This is a genomic window from Salipaludibacillus sp. HK11, assembly GCF_047795645.1.
Taxonomy (GTDB): domain Bacteria; phylum Bacillota; class Bacilli; order Bacillales; family Salisediminibacteriaceae; genus Salipaludibacillus.
In genome coordinates, this window is record NZ_CP181045.1 from 997,751 (window position 1) to 1,020,624 (window position 22,874).

The window sequence follows — 22,874 nt, forward strand, 5'->3', positions numbered from 1 at the left end:
GCCAGCTCACCTGGAAAAAATACAGGTGAGCGTTTTGGCATTGCATTAGAACATAACGTCAATGACAAGTCGAGCGACTATCTAGAGGCGAACTTATATAAATAGATAAAACACATGCTTTATTACAATTAGAGTATTATAATCAAGGAAGAAGTGTTTTGAATTAAATTAAAGAGGACGCTTATTTTATAAACGGGACTTTAATAAGAATGTTTCTTTTTTGGAGGAATATAAATGAAACGCATGATGGATATTCATCGCCAAGCTGTTTCACGAACAAAAATGAAAGTTTTAGCAGATATTGATGACTATTTGGGCAGAAACCAGGAATTAAAATCTTATCAACAATATTTTTCCGATCGGAGCGATTATCTAGAGCGTATTTGGATCGATGTCTGGTTAAACATGGCGACAAATGGCATCTCTAAAAAACAAAAGAATCATTTCTTAAAGGAAAGAGGTTTTGAGATTGACTCTGTTGATCGGAAGACCATCAACAGAGCTTTTCGAGCGGAATTGAAAGATCACGAACCTTTTCAAGTGTTACGTTGGCTAAATGAATTATTCATGGCCAGGGAGAGTGTGTGGGAAGATCGATATATTACTGCGAGAAAAAACTTTTTGCAGAGAGAAAAAGAAAAGCAAATAATTGAGAAAAAGAGCGTTGTAAGTTCAACTTTAATTGATAAAATAAAAGCAATTATTGACAAGAATAAATTTCTTTATTATCTTTACATACGTTATTACGTCTCCACTCAATTAGTGAAAGATTTGAAAAATGAAAAGTTTAAAGCTGTTGATACTTTTAAAATAAAGGATAAACTAATTCCAGAAGGACATTTGAATGAAAGTGATTATGTGAAACTGAAAGAATTTCTTTATGAATTGACAGGTTCTGTGCAAAAAACAATCTATTGGGAATATGAATCCTACCATGATAAATACGAAGAGGTTATTACAAAGGTTTTGGCGAACAAGATATCTAGACTTATTTTTGATCAATTAACCTATTCGGATAAAAAAGAGTATGAACATATATTCAGTGAAAAGTTTTCCAGTGAAACGTTGTATCACTTAAGCGTGGAATATATGTATGAGTTGCAGGGAGAGTTTCTAGAGAAAATTTCAGAAGAATACCTTTCCGACCTTACTACTGTTGCAGGAATACCCTTTGATGAAGCAACTCATCAGGAAATGTATTATCAAGATATCGTCGAGCGTGAACAGAGGGAAGAGCAAGAATTACTTGCACTACAACAACAAGAAGAAGCGGAAGAAAGGATGCTCGAAGATATTTTTGGGAGAGAATATAGCTCATCTGTTGGGAGAAATATTCATTATGTACTTCATATTGGGGAAACTAATACTGGAAAAACACATCAAGCATTAGAAAGAATGAAACAATTTCCTAGTGGTATCTACCTTGCTCCTCTTAGGTTGTTAGCTTTGGAAGTATACGATAAACTGAATTTTGAGGGTGTTACCTGCGGCTTAAAGACTGGTGAGGAAGAGAAGGGTGTTTTGGGTGCCACGCATCTTTCATGTACGGTCGAGATGTTTCATGAGAAAGATTATTATGATGTCGTGATTATTGATGAGGCTCAAATGGTTGCAGACAAAAATCGAGGGTTTTCCTGGTACAAAGCAATTACAAAAGCGAATGCAAAAGAAGTTCATATTATTGGAAGTCGTAATTCAAAAAGAATGGTTCTTGAACTATTAGGAAATGCGACAATTGACATTCGAGAATACAATCGCGATGTACCTCTCGAAGTAGAACCTAAGATCTTTCGAATGAAAGATGCTTCAAAAGGCGACGCTCTCGTCTGCTTTTCGAGAAAGCGCGTGTTAGAAACGGCATCAATTCTGGAGAATGCCGGGTCTTCAGTAAGTATGATCTATGGAAGTATGCCACCTGAAACGAGACAAAAACAAATGAAACGTTTTTCAAATGGAGAAACAACAGTAATTGTTTCCACCGACGCGATAGGTATGGGGTTAAATTTGCCGATCAGACGTATTGTCTTTCTGGAGAATGATAAATTTGATGGTACGAGGAGAAGGCGGTTAACATCCCAAGAGGTAAAACAAATCGCAGGAAGAGCAGGACGGAAAGGTATATATAATAAGGGAAGAGTCGCATTTACAAGTGATATAAAAAAGATGACAAGGTTATTAAAACAAGAAGATGAACTTGTCCATACGTTCACGATCGCTCCTACAAATTCGATCTTTGAGCGGTTTCAAAGATATTCACGAGACTTTGGTTATTTCTTGTATCTGTGGGAAAGGTTTGATTGTCCAACAGGCACGAAAAAATCAAGTTTATCAGAGGAAAGCGATCTGTATAAATTGATACAGAACACAGAGATCGAAGCACGCTTTTCGTTAATGGACCTCTTTGGTTTTTTACACCTCCCGTTTTCAAAGAAAGAACCAGAGCTTACGAAACAGTGGAAGGAAACATTGGATGCAATTGTGAAAGGAAAAGAAATACCTGATCCGAAAATAAACAAAAATAATCTTGAAAAATTAGAACTATCATATAAAGCGTTAGGACTTCATTTATTATTTTTGTATCGATTGGGTAAGAAGACAGATGCTCTTTATTGGGAACGGTTAAGGTTAGAGTTAAGTGATGATGTGCACGAACAACTAAAAACAGATGTTAGAAAAATCATGAAAAAATGTAAACGATGCAGGAGAAATCTTCCCTCAAGTTTTAAATATCCTATTTGCGATTCGTGTCATTGGATGCAAAGAGCGAGAGGAAAATATGATCTTTACTATGAAGGATGATTTTATGTGTGATTTTTGCTTAGAGAGTTCCATGAAAAACTTGAAATTTTAGTGGATATGTAGTATATTTACCTCAATATTCAAATACATTGAAGAGGACTAGTACAATTTATGAAGCGTCTAGAGAGCTGTTGGTTGGTGGAAAACAGTCGCAATCAAAATTGGAACTCACCTTGTAGTAGCTCGCTGAAATCAAAGTAGGTGGAGACGGGACCTAACCGTTATATTAGGAAGATATAGGGGTATTAAACCTCGTATCTGTTGAGTGCATACCTTTTTGGTATGAATCTGAGTGGTACCACGTGAGATAATAACAGTCTTTCGTCTCTATAGTTTTTTATAGAGATGAAAGACTTTTTGTATTGATAATAAAATAAATGAAAGGGTGATTGACGTATGAAGAAAGTTGAAAAATATACTAGAAATTACTTTATGCCTCCAGTAAAGAGTATGAAGTGGAGTGAAAAAGAATATATAACAGAAGCGCCTGCGTGGTGTAGTGTTGATCTACGGGATGGCAACCAAGCGTTAGTTGTTCCTATGAACCTAGAAGAGAAGTTAGAGTATTTTCAATTGCTTTGCGATATAGGATTCAAGGAAATTGAAGTTGGTTTTCCGGCAGCATCAGATACAGAATATACTTTTTTAAGAACGTTAATTGAAAATGATTTAATTCCAGAAGATGTAACCATTCAAGTTCTTACACAAGCTAGAGAACATATTATTCGTAAAACCTTTGCATCTCTTCAAGGCGTCTCCAAAGCGATTGTACATCTATACAACTCGACATCCGTCGCTCAGCGAACGCAAGTCTTTCGAAAATCAAAACGAGAGATTATTGACATTGCGATTACAGGAGCAAAACAATTAAATAAATATGCGCAGGAAACTGAGGGGGATTTTACGTTTCAATATTCTCCAGAAAGTTTCACTGGTACTGAGATTGATTTTGCGCTTGAAATCTGTAACCACGTGCTTGATGAATGGCAACCAACGGCTAGTCAGAAAGTGATTATCAACCTTCCAGCTACCGTTTCGATGTCAATGCCTCACGTATACGCAAGTCAAATTGAATATATGAGTGATAATCTGAAGTACCGTAATAATGTTATTGTGTCAGTCCACCCACATAACGATAGAGGAACTGGTGTTGCGGATGCGGAGCTAGGCATGCTTGCAGGCGCAGACCGAGTAGAAGGGACTCTATTTGGAAATGGAGAAAGAACAGGGAACGTTGACATTGTAACTCTAGGGCTTAATATGTTTTCGCATGGCGTTGACCCACAGCTAAACCTTGAAAATATCCCCGAAATTATTGAGGTCTATCAACGAATGACAAAAATGAAAGTGAGTGAAAGACACCCTTACGGAGGGGAACTCGTGTTTACTGCATTTTCAGGTTCGCACCAAGATGCGATTTCAAAAGGGATTAAGTGGCGTGAGGGGAATGAAGAGAAATATTGGACAGTTCCTTATTTGTTAATTGACCCTAAAGATATTGGCAGGGAGTACGAAGGGGATATTATCAGAATTAACAGCCAGTCTGGTAAAGGCGGAATTGCTTATGTTTTAGGGCAAAAATATGGATTAGATTTACCACCAGAAATGCGGGAGAGTTTCGGATATAGTGTAAAAAATGTATCCGACCGTTTGCATAAAGAACTTATACCAAAAGACATTTATGATATCTTCGTAAAAGAATACGTGAATGTTGAAACGCCGTTTGAATTTATTAATTATCAATTTAAGTCTCATGATGATTATCTAACGACAGTGAAGATTCGCGTTAATGAGACCGAAGAAGAATTCGAAGCGACCGGAAATGGTCGGCTAGATGCAATAAGTAATATCATTCATGACAAACTAGATGTAGATTATTCAAACTTAATTTATAAGGAACATGCATTAGAAATTGGCTCAGGTTCACAAGCGGTAACATATGTAGGAATTACCTCAAAGGATGGCGCAGTGTTCTGGGGATGTGGAATAGACGTCGATATTATGACTTCTTCTATTAAGGCTTTGTTTAGTGCAGTGAACAATTTAGTAAGTGTGGAAGCTTCTCCTGTTAAATGAAGAATTGAAAATATCAAATAAGTAAGGAATTGATATTTGTAAAATTATGATGCATCATTCATCCAGATAGTAAATGTGGGATATCGATTTACTATCTGGATGCTTTTATTTTATTTGGTTGGTCTTTGGGACTCTTTCATTTATGATTGAGAATTTTTGTTCTGTTATTGTTTAAACTGGTATCTAAGGAGATAGATTAAATTCATCAGCTAATACCACTCACAATATCTATTAACTAACCACAGACACCACTAGCTTCTAATAATTAGATTCTATATAGAAGAAAGTAGTACTTTATTTATTATATTATATAGAAGAAACATTAGGGATATTTAAAGATAGAAAAAATAGTTGCTTATTATATAGCTGCATGCTATGATAGCGGTTCGCCAATAAAGATATTTTTTAAGCTGTTTTATAGACTATCTACTTATTTAAATTATCTTGTACAAGATTAATTATTGTGATATAGTTATATTGTTGTCTTAATTAAGTGGAGGCGTGTTAATGAAATGGGATAAATAGTTGTTGACATAACCTTTAATATATTGTTATAATATTATAGTTACGTTAAAACAACTAGTAACATTCTGACCTTTGAAAACTAAACAAAAAGCCAAGCGAAGTGGGATATTTTTAGTTTTAACTATATTATTATGGATGAAACTATAAGTTCAACTAAGGCTTTCGCCATTTTGGGCGAAAAGCCAAGTTTTCTTTAAAATATCCCGTCAAAGTAACACCAAGCAAGAAACGCCAGACGAAAGTTTGGTTTTGATGTCATGGACATCAAACTTGATGAAAAGTCATCATACTTTATCGGAGAGTTTGATCCTGGCTCAGGACGAACGCTGGCGGCGTGCCTAATACATGCAAGTCGAGCGCAGGAAGCAAGCAGATCCCTTCGGGGTGATGCTTGTGGAATGAGCGGCGGACGGGTGAGTAACACGTGGGCAACCTGCCTTGTAGACTGGGATAACTCCGGGAAACCGGAGCTAATACCGGATGACCATTTGAATCGCATGATTCGAATGTAAAAGTGGGGAGCAATCCTCATACTACGAGATGGGCCCGCGGCGCATTAGCTAGTTGGTAAGGTAATGGCTTACCAAGGCAACGATGCGTAGCCGACCTGAGAGGGTGATCGGCCACACTGGAACTGAGACACGGTCCAGACTCCTACGGGAGGCAGCAGTAGGGAATCATCCGCAATGGGCGAAAGCCTGACGGTGCAACGCCGCGTGAACGATGAAGGTTTTCGGATCGTAAAGTTCTGTTATGAGGGAAGAACAAGTGCCGTTCGAATAGGGCGGCACCTTGACGGTACCTCACGAGAAAGCCCCGGCTAACTACGTGCCAGCAGCCGCGGTAATACGTAGGGGGCAAGCGTTGTCCGGAATTATTGGGCGTAAAGCGCGCGCAGGCGGTCTCTTAAGTCTGATGTGAAAGCCCACGGCTCAACCGTGGAGGGTCATTGGAAACTGGGAGACTTGAGTGTAGGAGAGGAAAGTGGAATTCCACGTGTAGCGGTGAAATGCGTAGATATGTGGAGGAACACCAGTGGCGAAGGCGACTTTCTGGCCTACAACTGACGCTGAGGCGCGAAAGCGTGGGGAGCAAACAGGATTAGATACCCTGGTAGTCCACGCTGTAAACGATGAGTGCTAGGTGTTAGGGGTTTCGATGCCCTTAGTGCCGAAGTTAACACATTAAGCACTCCGCCTGGGGAGTACGGCCGCAAGGCTGAAACTCAAAGGAATTGACGGGGGCCCGCACAAGCAGTGGAGCATGTGGTTTAATTCGACGCAACGCGAAGAACCTTACCAGGTCTTGACATCCTCTGAACAGCTAGGAGACTAGCCTTTCCCCTTCGGGGGACAGAGTGACAGGTGGTGCATGGTTGTCGTCAGCTCGTGTCGTGAGATGTTGGGTTAAGTCCCGCAACGAGCGCAACCCTTGATCTTAGTTGCCAGCATTCAGTTGGGCACTCTAAGGTGACTGCCGGTGATAAACCGGAGGAAGGTGGGGATGACGTCAAATCATCATGCCCCTTATGACCTGGGCTACACACGTGCTACAATGGATGGTACAAAGGGTTGCAAGACCGCGAGGTCAAGCCAATCCCATAAAGCCATTCTCAGTTCGGATTGCAGGCTGCAACTCGCCTGCATGAAGCCGGAATTGCTAGTAATCGCGGATCAGCATGCCGCGGTGAATACGTTCCCGGGCCTTGTACACACCGCCCGTCACACCACGAGAGTTTGTAACACCCGAAGTCGGTGAGGTAACCTTTTGGAGCCAGCCGCCGAAGGTGGGACAGATGATTGGGGTGAAGTCGTAACAAGGTATCCGTACCGGAAGGTGCGGATGGATCACCTCCTTTCTAAGGAGCTCTAAGCTCAACTTATTGAATCGAACTTCGCTTTGGCCTTTTTGTTTAGTTTTGAGAGGTTATACTCTCAAGACTTCTTTTCTTCTAATGGAAGAAAGAAGAGAATGACTAGCACATGATTGCCGTGCTTTGACCTTTGAAAACTGGATAACGATAAATGAATGAATCACCGGTTTGACATAGAAATGAATCTTCGGATTCATGGAAGAGTGAACCGAGTGTCTTAGAATGTAAAGCCAAGAAAGACCGAGCAACACATCCATTGATTTAAAATGGTTAAGCTAGAAAGGGCGCACGGTGAATACCTTGGCACTAGGAGCCGATGAAGGACGGGACGAACACCGAAATGCTTCGGGGAGCTGTAAGTAAGCTTTGATCCGGAGATATCCGAATGGGGGAACCCCTTATCCGTAATGGGATAAGATCCACATCTGAATCAATAGGGTGTGAGAAGGCAGACCTGGGGAACTGAAACATCTTAGTACCCAGAGGAAGAGAAAGCAAATGCGATTTCCTGAGTAGCGGCGAGCGAAACGGAAACAGCCCAAACCAAGAGGCTTGCCTCTTGGGGTTGTAGGACATTCCATACGGAGTTACAAAGAGTGAGCGTAGGCGAAGCGATCTGGAAAGGTCCGCGAGACAAGGTAAAAGCCCTGTAGTCGAAACGTTCACTCCTCCGGAGTGTATCCTGAGTACGGCGGGACACGTGAAACCCCGTCGGAATCTGGGAGGACCATCTCCCAAGGCTAAATACTCCCTAGTGACCGATAGTGAACCAGTACCGTGAGGGAAAGGTGAAAAGTACCCCGGAAGGGGAGTGAAAGAGATCTTGAAACCGTGTGCCTACAAGTAGTTGGAGCCCTATGATTTTCTTTCGGGAAAGTAACGGGTGACAGCGTGCCTTTTGTAGAATGAACCGGCGAGTTACGATTACGTGCAAGGTTAAGTTGAAGAGACGGAGCCGCAGCGAAAGCGAGTCTGAATAGGGCGAATGAGTACGTGGTTGTAGACCCGAAACCGGGTGATCTACCCATGTCCAGGGTGAAGTCCAGGTAACACTGGATGGAGGCCCGAACCCACGCACGTTGAAAAGTGCGGGGATGAGGTGTGGGTAGGGGTGAAATGCCAATCGAACTCGGAAATAGCTGGTTCTCCCCGAAATAGCTTTAGGGCTAGCCTCGAGGGTAGAGTCTTGGAGGTAGAGCACTGATTGGACTAGGGGTCCCTACAGGATTACCGAATTCAGTCAAACTCCGAATGCCAATGACTTACTCCTCGGGAGTCAGACTGCGAGTGCTAAGATCCGTAGTCAAGAGGGAAACAGCCCAGACCATCAGCTAAGGTCCCAAAGTATACGTTAAGTGGAAAAGGATGTGGAGTTGCTTAGACAACCAGGATGTTGGCTTAGAAGCAGCCATCATTGAAAGAGTGCGTAATAGCTCACTGGTCGAGTGACTCTGCGCCGAAAATGTACCGGGGCTAAAACGTATCACCGAAGCTATGGATAGACACCTTCGGGTGTCTGTGGTAGGGGAGCGTTCCAAGGGCGCTGAAGCATGACCGGAAGGACATGTGGAGCGCTTGGAAGTGAGAATGCCGGTATGAGTAGCGAAAAGAGGGGTGAGAATCCCCTCCGTCGAAAGCCTAAGGGTTCCTGAGGAAGGCTCGTCCGCTCAGGGTAAGTCGGGACCTAAGCCGAGGCCGAAAGGCGTAGGCGATGGCAAACAGGTTGAAATTCCTGTACCACCACGTTTCCGTTTGAGTGAAGGGGGGACGCAGGAAGGTAGGGTAAGCGCACTGATGGATATGTGCGTCGAAGCAGTGAGGCTGACAAGTAGGAAAATCCGCTTGTCTTAAGGTTGAGCTGTGATCGCGAGGGAAATTTTAGTACCGAAGTTCCTGATCCTACACTGCCAAGAAAAGCCTCTAGCGAGGAAACTGGTGCCCGTACCGCAAACCGACACAGGTAGGCGGGAAGAGAATTCTAAGACGCGCGGGAGAACTCTCGTTAAGGAACTCGGCAAAATGACTCCGTAACTTCGGGAGAAGGAGTGCTCTATTAGGGTGCAAGCCCGAGAGAGCCGCAGTGAATAGGCCCAAACGACTGTTTATCAAAAACACAGGTCTCTGCGAAGCCGCAAGGCGAAGTATAGGGGCTGACACCTGCCCGGTGCTGGAAGGTTAAGAGGAGGGGTTATCCTTCGGGAGAAGCTCTCAATTGAAGCCCCAGTAAACGGCGGCCGTAACTATAACGGTCCTAAGGTAGCGAAATTCCTTGTCGGGTAAGTTCCGACCCGCACGAAAGGTGCAACGATTTGGGCACTGTCTCAACGAGAGACCCGGTGAAATTATATTACCAGTGAAGATGCTGGTTACCCGCGACAGGACGGAAAGACCCCATGGAGCTTTACTGTAGCTTGATATTGGATTTCGGTACAGCTTGTACAGGATAGGTAGGAGCCTTGGAAACCGGAGCGCTAGCTTCGGTGGAGGCATTGGTGGGATACTACCCTGGCTGTACTGGAATTCTAACCTCGAACCGTGATCCGGTTCAGGGACAGTGTCTGGTGGGCAGTTTGACTGGGGCGGTCGCCTCCTAAAGAGTAACGGAGGCGCCCAAAGGTTCCCTCAGAATGGTTGGAAATCATTCGTAGAGTGCAAAGGCATAAGGGAGCTTGACTGCGAGACATACAGGTCGAGCAGGGACGAAAGTCGGGCTTAGTGATCCGGCGGCACCGTATGGAAGGGCCGTCGCTCAACGGATAAAAGCTACCCTGGGGATAACAGGCTAATCTCTCCCAAGAGTCCACATCGACGGGGAGGTTTGGCACCTCGATGTCGGCTCGTCGCATCCTGGGGCTGAAGTAGGTCCCAAGGGTTGGGCTGTTCGCCCATTAAAGCGGCACGCGAGCTGGGTTCAGAACGTCGTGAGACAGTTCGGTCCCTATCCGTCGCGGGCGCAGGAAATTTGAGAGGAGCTGTCCTTAGTACGAGAGGACCGGGATGGACACACCGCTGGTGTACCAGTTGTTCCGCCAGGAGCATCGCTGGGTAGCTACGTGTGGAAGGGATAAATGCTGAAAGCATCTAAGCATGAAGCCCCCCTCGAGATGAGATTTCCCATCACGCAAGTGAGTAAGATCCCTCAGAGAAGATGAGGTTGATAGGTCTCGTGTGGAAGCATGGCGACATGCGCAGCTGAGAGATACTAATCGATCGAGGGCTTAACCAATGTTTTTATTTCGAAGACGATTCATTCATATACCATCGTTATCCAGTTTTGAGAGGTCAATATGACCGATCAATTTCATATGTCTAGTGACGATCGCGGAGAGGTCACACCCGTTCCCATGCCGAACACGGAAGTTAAGCTCTCCAGCGCCGATGATAGTTGGGGGATCTCCCCCTGTGAAAGTAGGACGTCGCTGGGCAAAGAAGATAGACATTCTCATATTTGAGGATGTCTTTTTTTGTGTTTTAAATGATGGCGATGGAAGAGGTGGCAGGACACGTGAAATGGAGAGGGGGCGTGAGGAGGAAACAAGTGAGTGATAAGTAAAGTGACCTTCTTTTACAAATTCGCTCGCTAGAGGACACAAAACGTTTTATTTTGTGACCATTGCAAAATGATTCGCTAAAGGTAAAAGATGAAACAGCTTGTTCCTTTATATTCCAGATAGGGACGCTTTCTAGGGGACAAAAAGAAAAAATTGAGGAAACAAACGGACTTGCTAAAAATGTAATACAAATATCTATAAATATATAAATAAAAGCCTCTTAGCTTTTGCTTTGAGGCTTTCATTCTAAGTAAATTAAGTTAACTCTTTAATAATGTCATTTTCAAAAGATTCTGGTTTGTCTTTTGGGCCAAACCTTTGGACAATATTACCTTCTTTATTGATAAGAAACTTCGTGAAATTCCACTTTATTTTCTTACCAAACATACCTTTACTATTTTTTGTTAAATATTTAAATAAAGGATCCGCATCTTTTCCATTAACTTTAATCAAATCATGCATTGGGAAGGTTACGCCGTAACTCATACGACACGATTGTTCTGCCTCAACTGCGTTATCTACTTCTTGTCCAAATTGATCCGACGGAAACCCGAGGACGACAAAGTCTTTGTCTTTGTAAGTATTATACAAACTTTCTAAGCTATCAAACTGACCTTTGAGACCACACTTTGTTGCCGTATTTACAATTAACATCGTTTTTCCTTTATATTTGTCTAGAGAATAGGTATCGCCATTAGATTTTCTAACACTTATGTCATAAATACTCATTTGATCTGCCACCCTTCTCTTAAGTAATCTTGGTTCTACTACAGGTCCATTTCTCCGAAAAATGCATTCAATTTTTTCAAATTATTCATTATTATTATTGGATTAACATCGGCAAAGTTAAAACTCGTCAGTTTATCAACAATCCCTCGCTCAATCGGTGTATGGTTGATTTTAGCTAATTCTGTTAAAGAAATAACAAATGCTCGCTTGTCGGTTGTCGACTGTTGTTTAGTTAGATAATTGTTTTCAATCATCCGATTAATAATCGGATTGAGTGTTCCAGTCCCAAGGCCGAGGCGTTCACCGATATCTTTCATAAACAAATGGTCTTCTTCCCATAATACGACAAGTACAAGATATTGTGAGAATGTCAGGTTGAAAGGTTCGAGTATTCTAGCATACATTTTTGCGAAATTACTTGAAGCTTTGTAAACTTCGAAGCATAATTGCTGATCTAACTTAAACGAGTCATTCATTTACATCACACCTATGTTTTAGATTATATAACGACTATTTCCACATCGATGGAATCTTTCACTGCTTTGGAATAAGGACAGTAATGATGGGCTTTTTCTACATATATATTTTTTTGTTCTTCATTGATGCCAATGATATGGACTTCTAGCTTAGCTGCTAGTTTTACGCCACCGTGGTCTTTATCGCCAATGAGAGTAATAGTTGCTTTGACTTCACTCTTATCCACCTTAACATTATCACGTTCTAACACCAATTCCAATGCACTGTTGAAGCATGCGCTATAACCAGCAGCAAATAATTGCTCAGGATTTGTAGCTGTTGTTTCATCTCCCCCAAGTGATTTTGGTTTTGAAACTTTCATGTTAAAGGTCTTATCTTCTGAATATACTGAACCTTGTCTTCCACCGTTATTAATAATTGTTGTTTCGTATAATGCTTTCATGTTAAATCCCTCCAATAAATTATATCTTGCACGATGTATATTACATTATATCGTGTAAGATGTAAATGAATATGCTTATGGGTTGTGAAAGGTGTTAATTATTATTGTATTGCTTTATCATTAAGGGCATTATTCTGGTCTTGATAAAGAGTTGCTATGAAAAGCGTGAAAGGAATAATATCTACGGTGATAATTTGTTTCGCTATAGTTTTGAGCAATACATGAAAGTGAATGTGGAGCTAAATAAATAGACGTGGTATTATTAACAAGTTGATTTAAGATAAAGAGACTGGTTTTTGGCAGTTTATTTAATCTATTTTAATCATTTAAAGTCAATTAAATAAAGAAGACTGACAAAGAAACCAACCAACTGTTTTTAGTCGAAACGAAAAGGAAGCAAAAGAACCGTCCCTCTGCTTCCGGGGAATATGATGAAAATGAGGGTCATTTTTATGGAATTTAGTCGAGTGCATATTATCAAATTAGTAATATTATCATTAGCAATGGTTGGAACGATGACGACTTGGTTTTCAATGACTGCTGTATTACCAGAGTTGATTGAATTGTGGGAACTGACTAGTACTGAAGCAAGTTTGATAACAATTATGGTTCAATTGGGATTTGTGATAGGTTCTTTGATTTTAGCTTTTTTAAATTTACCTGATCGGATTAAACCTCCGATGTTATTTTTTGTGTCGGCATCTTTGGCAGGTCTGTTGACTATTTTCACTGTTTGGTTTGCTGATGATTTAACGAGTGCATTAATGATGCGATTTCTGACGGGTGTTGCTTTATCAGGAGTTTATGGACCAGGTCTTAAATTGATCACAACGTGGTTTAGAATACGAAGAGGGATGGCGTTAGGTTTTGTAGTTGGGGCACTGACATTGGGATCAGCAACACCACATCTAGTTACCGGGTTAGGGGCACCTTCTTGGGAAGTAGTTTTGATTTCGACCGGTCTGTGTTCTGTACTAGCTGGAATATTAGTGATAGTCGCAGTTGATGTTGGCCCATATCTATTGCCTTCGTCAAGTAAGTTTAACCCAAGAGCTATTCCACGTATTTTAAGTCACAAGCCTGTTCGTCTTGCTAATTACGGGTATTTCGGACATATGTGGGAATTATACGCAATGTGGGCGTGGTTCGGACTATTTCTAGCCCATAGCCTAGAATCTAGAGGAATGGATTCTTCGGGAACTGCATCAATACTTACATTTATTATCATTGCCTCAGGATTTTTTGGAGCATGGTTTGGTGGTATTTATGCAGATCGGATAGGACGTGAACGTTTAACGTTATGGTCGCTTGCAGTATCAGGTTCCATCTCATTAGTTATTGGTTTCTTCTTTGGTAGCCCAGTTTGGCTGATCGTATCTTTAGGGGTAATTTGGGGAATCAGTATTATTGCTGACTCTGCACAATTTTCAGCGCTAATCACAGAGCATACTCATCCTCGATATGTTGGAACAGCTTTAACTTTACAACTAGCGATTGGATTTCTTCTGACTGTGATTGTGATTTTACTCGTTCCGATGATTGAAGCAATTGTAGGTTGGCAGTATGCCTTTCTAATTCTTGTTCCAGGACCAGTTCTTGGATTTATAGCGATGTTTCGCTTGCTTCTTCTACAAAGTAAGAGTAATCAATGAAATTATTTTGGGGTAATGATTTTTTTGATTTATTTTATCATAAGAAATTAGCAATTAAATTATTGAATGAAATTGCAAAGAGAGGGAATAGTGATAAACAGTGACTCGTCATAATAAGGAGGTGAGGATCCATGTTTAAAAATGATATCAAAAAAGGATTACATACGATAGATGGGTTGGAGGTTTATTGTGAATATGACTTAAACGGTAAACCACCTATTTTATTGTTACATGGATTTTTATCTTCAACATATACGTTTAATCTTATTATACCAATTCTTCAACAGAACTTCTCTGTTATCGCTATTGATTTGCCTGGGTTTGGTCGGAGTGAAAAGTCTCAATCATTTATTTATTCCTATCGAAACTATGCATGTTTTATCGAAAAGTGTGCTGATTATTTCAACTTGGACGAGTTGTATGTTGCAGGGCATTCTATGGGAGGGCAGATTGCCTTACATATGGTTGAGATTATGCCTGAACGAATAAATGGAATAGTATTATTAGGCAGTTCAGGGTATTTGAAAAAATCTAAGAAAGTTTGGATTTACAGTTCGTACCTTCCGTTTTTTGATAGATTTATTTCTCTGTATATTCAAAGGGTAGGTGTTGTAAACGGAATGAAAAATGTTTTATACAATTCATCGTTAGTGACTGATAAACATATAGAGGAGTTTGGAAAACCACTGGCAGAAAAGAATTTTTATAAAGTATTAGCCAGACTGTTACGCTATCGGGAAGGTGATCTAACTTCGGAACAGTTGAATAAAATTTCCCTACCTGTTTTATTATTATGGGGGAAAGAGGATCGAGTTGTTCCGGTACATATCGGTAATAGACTAGCGAAAGATCTCCAACAAGCAAAGCTTGTTATATTTGATCAAACCGGACATTTGTTAACAGAAGAACGTCCAAATGAAGTTTGTGATGCGATCATAGATCATTGTCACTGATCATAAGAAAAAGCAGTCGTAATTTGATTCTAGAGCTTTGTTAAGATAAGGTTAGGATTTTATTTATTATAAATATAAAACCTTTAATTTTCCTCAACATTCTATCCATATTCTTTTGTTAAAGTTTGGATAGAAACAATATGAGGGGGTTTTAAAAAAATGAGGGTTGCAATTTTTTCGGATACCTATGTACCTGAAATTAACGGTGTGGCTAAAACATTAAAAAGATTAACAGATTATTTCGATCAACACAATATCGAGTATAAATTGTTTGTTCCCGAAAATCGATCGAGTGTCCCGGATATCTCAGATGTTGAACGATTAGCAAGTATTCCTTTTTTACTTTATCCTCAATGCCGATTGGCGTTTCCAAACACAGCACATTTAAAAAAATCTTTGCACGACTTTTCTCCAGATCTAATCCATATCGCTACTCCCTTCAATGTTGGTCTTTACGGACAGTATTACGGCAGAAAGTACAATATCCCTATGGTTGCTTCCTATCATACTCATTTTGACCGTTATTTAGAATATTACAATTTATCTTTATTAATTAATTGGCTTTGGCGTTATATGGAGTGGTTTCATCGTCCATTTGAAAAAGTTTATGTTCCATCCGAAAGTACAAAAGATAAATTAACAGAACTAAATATACATCCCAACATTGATATTTGGGGGAGAGGTGTAAACCATCAATTCTTTTCCCCAAGCAAGCGAACCGTAAAGGTAAGAGAGAAATATAAAATTAAGGAGAAATATATTTTGCTTTATGTTGGAAGAGTTTCTGCGGAGAAAGATGTAGATGTGGCTTTGGATGCATTTCATTCTCTTTCTCCAGAAATTTATGATCAAACACATCTAATGATTGTTGGTGATGGACCATTATTAGCACATATGAAAAAAAGTAATAATGAGAAAATTACGTTTGCTGGATTTTTAAAAGGTTCGGACCTTGCAGAAGTTTATGCTTCAAGCGATGTATTTCTGTTTCCTTCTTCTACGGAAACATTCGGTAATGTCGTTCTTGAAGCAGCGTCTTCTGGATTACCAGTGATAGGCGCTGATGCAGGGGGAATTCAACATTTAGTGAAACAGAATGTAACCGGGTACCTTTGTGCTCCGAAAGACAAGGGATCGTTTGTTGAACAGACAGAAAAATTGTTAGTGAATGACGATTTGAGAAAGCAAATGGGGTATCAAGCAAGGCAGTTTGCTTTGACCCAATCGTGGGATGAAATACTGTCGGAGCTTGTTATGGGGTATGAGAGAGTCTTGACCAAGAAAGTTCAAGCATTAGCTTAGTTTATTCGATTAAGCTAGTGAGATTGTTGTAAGGGATATAAAAGAAGCAGGTCAACCTCTAAAAAAGTTGACCCGCCTCTTTTGTCTAAATATCACGTTACCTGTGTCCTCTCTTAGGTGTTGTATAGGTTTCTGCCCACGCTGGAATGAATCCCGCACTAATTGCAATGCTTTTTGAAATATTATGAGATTCAACAGTTCCATAAAATGGTATTCTGTCTTTTTCTAAAATAGCTTGTTTTAATAATGCAGTTAGGTTTGTACCTACGCCTTTTCCACGGAATTCTGGAAGCACATCAATGCCTATCTGCCACAGCGTTTCACTATCAGCACTCGCACCAGCCATGCCCATTATTCGACTTCCGTCAACCGCAGCAACAGCTATAACATCGGGGTGATTTTCTTTAAATCCTAAAGCTTCACCAAATCTTTCATCATTTTTAAACTGAAGAATCTCTTTCTGATCAAACCAATTAACATCGAAAAGTGGTTTTACTATACGAGCATTTGCTTTAGGAATATAGTAATGGTGGATATCAGCCAATTCATGGCCAAATTGATTCATTTCTTTATCAATGAATCTAAGTTTTGGGTATTCAAAAAGCCAATTTGGATCTTCTTTACTTAAATTTTCTTCTACCCAGGGGAGAAGATGTTCATCACCTGATACTATTGCGCGGCCAGAAAAGCAAAGAATTTTGAGAAAGCAGGGATTATCATTAAATTTACGACTTCCCTTAACTAAGTCGTTTTTAGTTATAATGATTTTTGATTTATCAAAATCTGTTATCTTACAATTATAATCTAGTAATAGCTGACTCTTTGTTAATTCTATGATTTTATTTTCTTGGTTCATGATCACTTTTCCTCTCAATAATTGGACATATATGCTTTCTTTGTATAGTTACTTCTGGATGGTTATTGATAAATCCTTTTTATTACTATAAAAATAATATATTCCATTACATTCAGGATTGAATTAAAATATCAATCCGTTACAATTAGAATATAAAATGTGGATTAATATGCTAATTGTAAAAACTTCATAGATGAAAGGGGTTTTTAGATGAGGAATGTTTCAAACCAACCTTTAGAACGACGGTTTAAAATCGCACATCGTGAGGCTTGGATAGGTGTTTCTCTCGCTGTGATAAATATCCTATGGTGGTATGGTTTTGCCTACACACTTGGTTCGAAACCACCAGAGGAATACACGTACATATTCGGTTTTCCAGCTTGGTTTTTCTGGAGTTGTATTGCAGGGTTTGCTGTTATGGTGATGCTCGTTATGATCGTTGTTAAATTTGTTTTAGTAGATATGTCATTAGAAGATGAAGAAGATAACACGAATGATGGGGGGCACTCATCATGAATTGGGATGTTTTAATGCCATTAATCCTGTTTTTAGTTGTCATCTTTTTCATAGGAATTTGGTCGAATCGGAAAATGGTTAAATCAACATCCTTCCTTAGCGACTACTTTCTTGGAAGTAGAGAATTAGGTGGATTAGTTCTAGCAATGACAATGGTTGCTACATATGGAAGTGCGTCAAGTTTTCTTGGTGGACCCGGTGCTGCTTATACCATTGGGTTAGGATGGGTTTTGCTTGCGATGACACAGGTGGCAACAGGCTACTTTGTACTCTTAATACTAGGGAAAAAATTCGCAATTGTTGCCCGTCGTTATAAAGCAGTGACATTAATCGATTTTTTAAAAGAACGCTATCAAAGCAAGTCTGTCGTATTATTATCTGCGTTAAGTATTATCATATTTTTATTTGCTGCTATGGCTGCGCAATGGGTCGGAGGAGCATATTTAATTCAGTCGTTAACAGGATTAACTTATACGTCAGCGTTGTTTGTTTTTGCAATTGCTGTATTGATTTACGTGATTATTGGTGGATTTCGGGCGGTAGCCTTGACGGATACGTTACAAGGTATCGTGATGTTTGTAGGGACATTGTTGCTGTTGATTGGCGTTGTCATAGCTGGTGGGGGATTAGACAATATTTTCGCTGATTTAATGAATGAGAATCCAAACCTGATTACCCCTTTTGGTCAGGATGGACAGCTCACCGCTTTATACGTTTCATCTTTTTGGATTCTAGTTGGTGTTGGTGTTGTTGGTCTACCACAAGTTGCCGTTCGTGCGATGTCCTATCGTGATTCCAAATCGATGCATCGTGCGTTAATCATCGGGACAATTGTCGTTGGGTTTATCATGTTAAACATGCATTTGATTGGCGTGTTTGCTCGCCCTGTTTTACCTGGCATCGAGGTTGCTGACCAAGTGATCCCATTAATTGCGCTGGAGGTTTTGCCGGGATGGCTTGCAGGTCTCGTATTAGCTGCTCCATTAGCAGCGATGATGTCGACGGTTGACTCATTACTCTTACTTGTTAGTTCTTCTGTTGTAAAAGATGTCTATATGAATTATATAAAGCCGGAAGCATCGAATAATCACATCATGAAAGTGAGCATGGGTGTGACAGGTTTTCTAGGAGTTGGAGTCTTTCTCTTAGCCATTAATCCACCTGAGTTATTAATTATGTTGAACCTGTTTGCATTTGGCGGCTTGGAAGCGGCATTTATATGGCCAGTAGTTCTCGGACTTTATTGGAAGTACGGAAATAAGTATGGTGCATTGGCTTCGATGATTACTGGTGTGGCATCTTATATAGCAATTTATCAATACAATAGTACTTATGGTGATATTTTAGGCGTTCATGCTGTTGTCATTCCTGTAGCATTATCTCTCGTTGCTTTTGTCACGTTCAGCCTACTTATAAAAAGAAAAGCTTATTATTTCCCAACAAAAATAAACTAAAATAACTTAACTTGCCCCTAGTGTTTTAATATACTAGGGGCTAAGTATTTAGATTGCAGAACTAACGTTTAATAAAAATTATCAATTCATGCATAATTTCCACAATTGTTTTGCATGATATTAAATGTAGGAAATAAGGAAATTTCTACTACTTTTAGGAAGGAGGAAACCATGTCCAACAAGAAAAATAAAAATCGTGTGACTGATGACATTGGACTTAGTGGAGACGCTAATCAAAGCAAAAAAGCTAGGAAGCGTGCTGCAAGGGAAGATAAAAAGAAATTAGGATAACGTAAAGAGGAAGCAAAAGAACGGACCAACGGTTCTTTTGCTTCCTCTTTGTTATTGCTATTACTCTAATGTGAAATCAGGTATTTTTAGCCCATGTTTAAGAGCTAACGCAACAAAGTGTCGGCTCCACAGATCTGTATTATCCATCATTCTTATTCTTATGTGTTTTAATCTGATCGTTAACATTTTTAGGCGGGTGACATACATTATCATTGTCTAGAACATAAGAACAGGAAGGAGAAAATACCTTGATTAACCAACTAAATGTCGGGAAGTCTCATTATCCCGGTCAACTAGCACATCGGTATTTTTCACAATCAGAGAATTTTAGGTTGTTGAAATTGGCCTCAATACACAATCCAGTATTATTTTATCAATATGCCCAACAGCAATATTATCACAAAGCACTTGCAAATCACTATAAGGCGATGGCAGCTGGTGGGGGAGTGTCGCATAGAAAAACAAGTGAGATTGGGCCAAAACAAAATCAATCACAACAAGCTGAATCGAAGAGTCGCTCATTATTGGATGCCCTTCGCAATGGTGGGTATATTTTGTATGCTAGGCATGCGGAAGCAACCGTGGGAGCAGATCAACAAAATTATGATCTACAAGATTGCGCGACACAAAGAAATCTTTCCGAGTATGGAAGAAGACAAGCCGTAACTTACGGGGAAGGACTCCGTAGTATAGAGATACCTGTTAACTATCCAGTTGAAGCAAGTCCCTTTTGCAGAACGATAGAAACAGCCAGATTGGCTTTTGGAGAAGATAATGTTCTTGTTGAGCCGTTTTGGGTAAATATATATCATATATCTGAACTTATTAATACTGGCCGTCAGCAAAGAGTACTAAACTACCTTCAATCAGTATTAGAAACATACCCTCCTGCAGGAAGTAATAAGGTCATTATTAGTCATAGTTTTCCATCACGTGTTGGTTTAGGGAGAATTCCAAACATGGGAACAGTCATCGTGAGACCTCATGGACAAGGAAACGGTTATGACATCGTTGCTAAATTAACTTTATCTGAATTAACAGAGTTGCGCACATAATAAAAGAAGCAAAGGTGACTAAAAAAGTAAGAAACAGTAAAAATTCATATGAAGCAGAAAATAGATATGTTCGAACAAAGAAGCTAACCTGCCATAATAAGGGCGTGGTTAGCTTCTTTACTAAATCCTGCGATCCGTATAGTACAGAAATTTACTCATAAGCAACATTTAATTCAGAGGATTCATAAAATGCACGTTTTACTTCGTTATAATCATTTGTTAATTGATTAAATTGATCATTAAATTCAATAATTTGATTGTATAACTCATTGACAGAGTCATGTTGTTCTCGGAGTTCATCAAGCTCAACTTCATCATTTTTGATCATTTCATATAGAATAATATCTTCATTAATTGACAAGAGGTATTCTTCGTTCAATTCTAAGTATTTCTCATATCGTTCAGTCATCGTTTCAGCTAATTCACTTGCGATAAGACTTGTCTCTTCTTCATCTATTCTTTCGATGTGTTTTTCGCCATCTTGGAACGAATGAAAAGACTCTTCCATCATTTTTTTCTCTTCTTCAATAAGATCTCCTCTAGTATTCGCAGATTCGATTGCTTGATCAGCGATTGGTTCGATTTCTTCTACTGTAGGGAGGGAGAGCATTTCATCGTACCATGTCATCTCATTTGATTCAGCCTCATGCAGGGATTCTTGGTAGTCGGTAATTTCTGTTTCAATGTGAGCAGCTTCTTCTATTTGATCGTAAATTAATTTAGCTGGATTTTGTGGGGCAAGTTTTATATCACCTGGTTGATCTTGAAAAACGGCATAGACATCGAATCCTAGGTCGTATTCTAGATATTCTGTCATCTCACTCAAATCTGACAGACGGATAGAAATTACCTCGTCTTGATTAAAAAGCATATGTAAAAGAATCTCATCATTTTTTACCATCATTCCATAGGAATCTTGAATATATTCTTCTTCCTCATAAACATCTTCGGCTTGCGATCTTTCGCTTCCAATGCCAATCCCTTGATCTGTTTCGTGATCCTCATCTATTGAACTAATACCAACAACGTTATTATCCACAAAGATAAAAGCTACATTTTCATAACTTAAGGTTGTATACTCCTTGTCATTAATAACCGATGTATCTATGTCATTTGCAGTCCCGAGGCGTTCCTCTACCTCATCTTGTGAATCACCGAGTTCTGTATCATTTACAACGTATTCACTTGCATCTAATTCATTATTAAAACATCCAACCATAATTAATCCAATTCCAACAAATGTGAGCGTCTTTCCAATAAATAATTTCATAATTTATCCCCCTTCTATTAAGTGATATAATAACACAAAAAGGAAGCGAGGGGACGGTTCTTTTGCTTCCTTTTTGAGAATAAATGCGAGAAGCGATATGGGAAAGTTTATATTTCACATTGTTTTCCACTGAGAGAAAGCTTTGATAGATGATTTAAAGCTATTCTATGAATTCTCTATAAAAGTAGAGAATAAAGAATCTTCACACTATTATTTCTTCTTATTATTGAGAGCTTATATAAAATTGATTCGTTTAATAAAAAAGGAAGCGCAAATTGCTGCGCTTCCTAATTTTTACTTAGAAATAAACATTTGAGTCCAGTAGTTTCCGTATCGTGATCCGCCTTCAACATATCCAATACCGATATGTGTGAAGGAATCACTCAGTATATTTTGTCTATGACCAGGACTATTCATCCAAGAATCCATTACATTTTCTGCTGAGCGTTGTCCAGCTGCAATGTTCTCACCAGCACTTCTGTAACTCACACCATAATGTTTTAACATATCGAATGGTGAACCATACGTCGGAGAAGTGTGACTAAAATAGTTATTATCGCTCATGTCTTGTGATTTTGCTCTTGCTACTTTGCCTACTTCATCATCGATTTTCAAAGCTGACAAACCATGTTTCGCTCTTTCTTGGTTAACCAATTCAAACACTGCGAGTTCTGTAGCATTAGCAGAACTATTAAATTGGTTTTCGCTATTATTATTGTTGCTATTGTCAACTAGTTTTATAGTGGAACCTATGCGCATATTGTGGGGGTCAACATTTGGATTAATACGCATTAGCTCTCGATAATCTACCCCGTAACGTTCCCCAATATAAAAGAAACTGTCTCCTTGATACACTTTGTATGCTTCAAAAGGTGGTTCATCAAAGTGATCGTAGTCTCTTGCTTCTGTAACATTCGCTGTCCCTACGAATAGTCCCAATGCCACTGTTATTCCAACAAGACCTTTTATAAACTTTTTCATAGTATTTGAAACCTCACTTTAATAATAGATTTTCTAACTACTATTAATCTTAAAGTATCAAAAACAGAGTGT

The 22,874-nt window shown here is 39.6% G+C and carries 14 protein-coding genes, 3 rRNA genes and 1 other annotated feature; of the genes, 11 read left to right on the top strand and 6 right to left on the bottom strand.

Annotated elements, in window-relative coordinates; all coding sequences use genetic code 11:
* Nucleotides 1–234 precede the first annotated feature (234 nt).
* From ACM26V_RS05185 to rrf, 5 genes are all read left to right on the top strand, one after another.
* Complete coding sequence (locus tag ACM26V_RS05185; RefSeq protein WP_416150376.1) at nt 235–2,799, top strand: helicase-related protein; 2,565 nt, start codon at nt 235–237, stop codon at nt 2,797–2,799.
* An 80-nt stretch (nt 2,800–2,879) separates the two neighbouring features.
* Nucleotides 2,880–3,131 (top strand) — a binding site (T-box leader).
* 64 nt (nt 3,132–3,195) lie between these two features.
* Entirely contained in the window at nt 3,196–4,875 is a 1,680-nt protein-coding gene (locus ACM26V_RS05190) for a 2-isopropylmalate synthase (protein ID WP_416150377.1), read from the top strand.
* Between the two features lie 816 nt (nt 4,876–5,691).
* A 16S ribosomal RNA gene (locus ACM26V_RS05195) occupies nt 5,692–7,258 on the top strand.
* 283 nt (nt 7,259–7,541) lie between these two features.
* Nucleotides 7,542–10,499: ribosomal RNA gene (locus ACM26V_RS05200) — 23S ribosomal RNA — on the top strand.
* Nucleotides 10,500–10,581: 82 nt separating this feature from the next.
* A 5S ribosomal RNA gene (gene rrf, locus ACM26V_RS05205) occupies nt 10,582–10,698 on the top strand.
* The 16S, 23S and 5S rRNA genes sit together here, the layout of an rRNA operon.
* Nucleotides 10,699–11,079: 381 nt before the next feature.
* Here the strand turns inward: rrf and ACM26V_RS05210 are convergent.
* Genes ACM26V_RS05210 through ACM26V_RS05220 form a run of 3 tightly spaced genes read right to left on the bottom strand, consistent with a single transcriptional unit; the run spans nt 11,080 to nt 12,472 of the window.
* Nucleotides 11,080–11,553: a glutathione peroxidase gene (locus tag ACM26V_RS05210; protein WP_416150378.1), complete on the bottom strand. Its 474-nt coding sequence runs from the start codon at nt 11,551–11,553 to the stop codon at nt 11,080–11,082.
* 38 nt (nt 11,554–11,591) lie between these two features.
* The gene (locus tag ACM26V_RS05215) at nt 11,592–12,029 is read right to left on the bottom strand and encodes a MarR family winged helix-turn-helix transcriptional regulator (RefSeq protein ID WP_416150379.1); all 438 of its coding nucleotides are present in this window, start codon (nt 12,027–12,029) and stop codon (nt 11,592–11,594) included.
* Between the two features lie 23 nt (nt 12,030–12,052).
* Nucleotides 12,053–12,472, bottom strand: a complete 420-nt coding sequence (locus tag ACM26V_RS05220) for an organic hydroperoxide resistance protein (protein ID WP_416150380.1) — start codon at nt 12,470–12,472, stop codon at nt 12,053–12,055.
* A gap of 452 nt (nt 12,473–12,924) precedes the next feature.
* Here ACM26V_RS05220 and ACM26V_RS05225 point away from each other — a divergent pair, with 452 nt between their 5' ends.
* The 3 genes from ACM26V_RS05225 to ACM26V_RS05235 all read left to right on the top strand — a co-directional run bounded on the left by ACM26V_RS05225 (nt 12,925) and on the right by ACM26V_RS05235 (nt 16,379).
* Entirely contained in the window at nt 12,925–14,124 is a 1,200-nt protein-coding gene (locus ACM26V_RS05225) for an MFS transporter (RefSeq protein ID WP_416150381.1), read from the top strand.
* Nucleotides 14,125–14,255: 131 nt separating this feature from the next.
* A complete protein-coding gene (locus ACM26V_RS05230; RefSeq protein WP_416150382.1) occupies nt 14,256–15,077 on the top strand; it encodes an alpha/beta fold hydrolase in 822 nt (273 codons plus the stop codon).
* A 159-nt stretch (nt 15,078–15,236) separates the two neighbouring features.
* On the top strand, nt 15,237–16,379 hold the full coding sequence (locus ACM26V_RS05235; protein ID WP_416150383.1) for a glycosyltransferase family 4 protein: 1,143 nt from the start codon (nt 15,237–15,239) through the stop codon (nt 16,377–16,379).
* 97 nt (nt 16,380–16,476) lie between these two features.
* Here ACM26V_RS05235 and ACM26V_RS05240 read toward each other — a convergent pair whose 3' ends face one another.
* The gene (locus ACM26V_RS05240; protein WP_416150384.1) at nt 16,477–17,235 is read right to left on the bottom strand and encodes a GNAT family N-acetyltransferase; all 759 of its coding nucleotides are present in this window, start codon (nt 17,233–17,235) and stop codon (nt 16,477–16,479) included.
* A gap of 210 nt (nt 17,236–17,445) precedes the next feature.
* Here ACM26V_RS05240 and ACM26V_RS05245 point away from each other — a divergent pair, with 210 nt between their 5' ends.
* From ACM26V_RS05245 to ACM26V_RS05255, 3 genes are all read left to right on the top strand, one after another.
* Nucleotides 17,446–17,751, top strand: coding sequence for a YhdT family protein (locus ACM26V_RS05245; RefSeq protein WP_416150385.1), 306 nt, complete (start codon nt 17,446–17,448; stop codon nt 17,749–17,751).
* A complete protein-coding gene (gene panF, locus ACM26V_RS05250; protein ID WP_416150386.1) occupies nt 17,748–19,205 on the top strand; it encodes a sodium/pantothenate symporter in 1,458 nt (485 codons plus the stop codon). Before ACM26V_RS05245 ends, panF begins: the two co-directional genes overlap by 4 nt.
* Nucleotides 19,206–19,744: 539 nt before the next feature.
* On the top strand, nt 19,745–20,551 hold the full coding sequence (locus ACM26V_RS05255; protein ID WP_416150387.1) for a histidine phosphatase family protein: 807 nt from the start codon (nt 19,745–19,747) through the stop codon (nt 20,549–20,551).
* Between the two features lie 151 nt (nt 20,552–20,702).
* On the opposite strand, the gene ACM26V_RS05260 is transcribed toward ACM26V_RS05255, so the two are convergent.
* Together ACM26V_RS05260 and ACM26V_RS05265 are read right to left on the bottom strand one after the other, a co-directional pair.
* Nucleotides 20,703–21,821 (bottom strand): YkyA family protein, encoded by a 1,119-nt coding sequence (locus ACM26V_RS05260; RefSeq protein WP_416150388.1) that lies wholly within the window; start codon nt 21,819–21,821, stop codon nt 20,703–20,705.
* Between the two features lie 294 nt (nt 21,822–22,115).
* Nucleotides 22,116–22,802, bottom strand: a complete 687-nt coding sequence (locus tag ACM26V_RS05265; protein WP_416150389.1) for a CAP domain-containing protein — start codon at nt 22,800–22,802, stop codon at nt 22,116–22,118.
* Between the last annotated feature and the right edge of the window lie 72 nt (nt 22,803–22,874).

Coding starts and splice junctions, on each gene's coding strand:
- ACM26V_RS05245 (WP_416150385.1), top strand. CDS start 17,446: ATGAGGAATGTTTCAAACCAACCTTTAGAACGACGGTTTAAAATCGCA.
- ACM26V_RS05265 (WP_416150389.1), bottom strand. CDS start 22,802: ATGAAAAAGTTTATAAAAGGTCTTGTTGGAATAACAGTGGCATTGGGA.
- ACM26V_RS05215 (WP_416150379.1), bottom strand. CDS start 12,029: ATGAATGACTCGTTTAAGTTAGATCAGCAATTATGCTTCGAAGTTTAC.
- ACM26V_RS05190 (WP_416150377.1), top strand. CDS start 3,196: ATGAAGAAAGTTGAAAAATATACTAGAAATTACTTTATGCCTCCAGTA.
- panF (WP_416150386.1), top strand. CDS start 17,748: ATGAATTGGGATGTTTTAATGCCATTAATCCTGTTTTTAGTTGTCATC.
- ACM26V_RS05235 (WP_416150383.1), top strand. CDS start 15,237: ATGAGGGTTGCAATTTTTTCGGATACCTATGTACCTGAAATTAACGGT.
- ACM26V_RS05260 (WP_416150388.1), bottom strand. CDS start 21,821: ATGAAATTATTTATTGGAAAGACGCTCACATTTGTTGGAATTGGATTA.
- ACM26V_RS05225 (WP_416150381.1), top strand. CDS start 12,925: ATGGAATTTAGTCGAGTGCATATTATCAAATTAGTAATATTATCATTA.
- ACM26V_RS05240 (WP_416150384.1), bottom strand. CDS start 17,235: ATGAACCAAGAAAATAAAATCATAGAATTAACAAAGAGTCAGCTATTA.
- ACM26V_RS05230 (WP_416150382.1), top strand. CDS start 14,256: ATGTTTAAAAATGATATCAAAAAAGGATTACATACGATAGATGGGTTG.
- ACM26V_RS05220 (WP_416150380.1), bottom strand. CDS start 12,472: ATGAAAGCATTATACGAAACAACAATTATTAATAACGGTGGAAGACAA.
- ACM26V_RS05185 (WP_416150376.1), top strand. CDS start 235: ATGAAACGCATGATGGATATTCATCGCCAAGCTGTTTCACGAACAAAA.
- ACM26V_RS05210 (WP_416150378.1), bottom strand. CDS start 11,553: ATGAGTATTTATGACATAAGTGTTAGAAAATCTAATGGCGATACCTAT.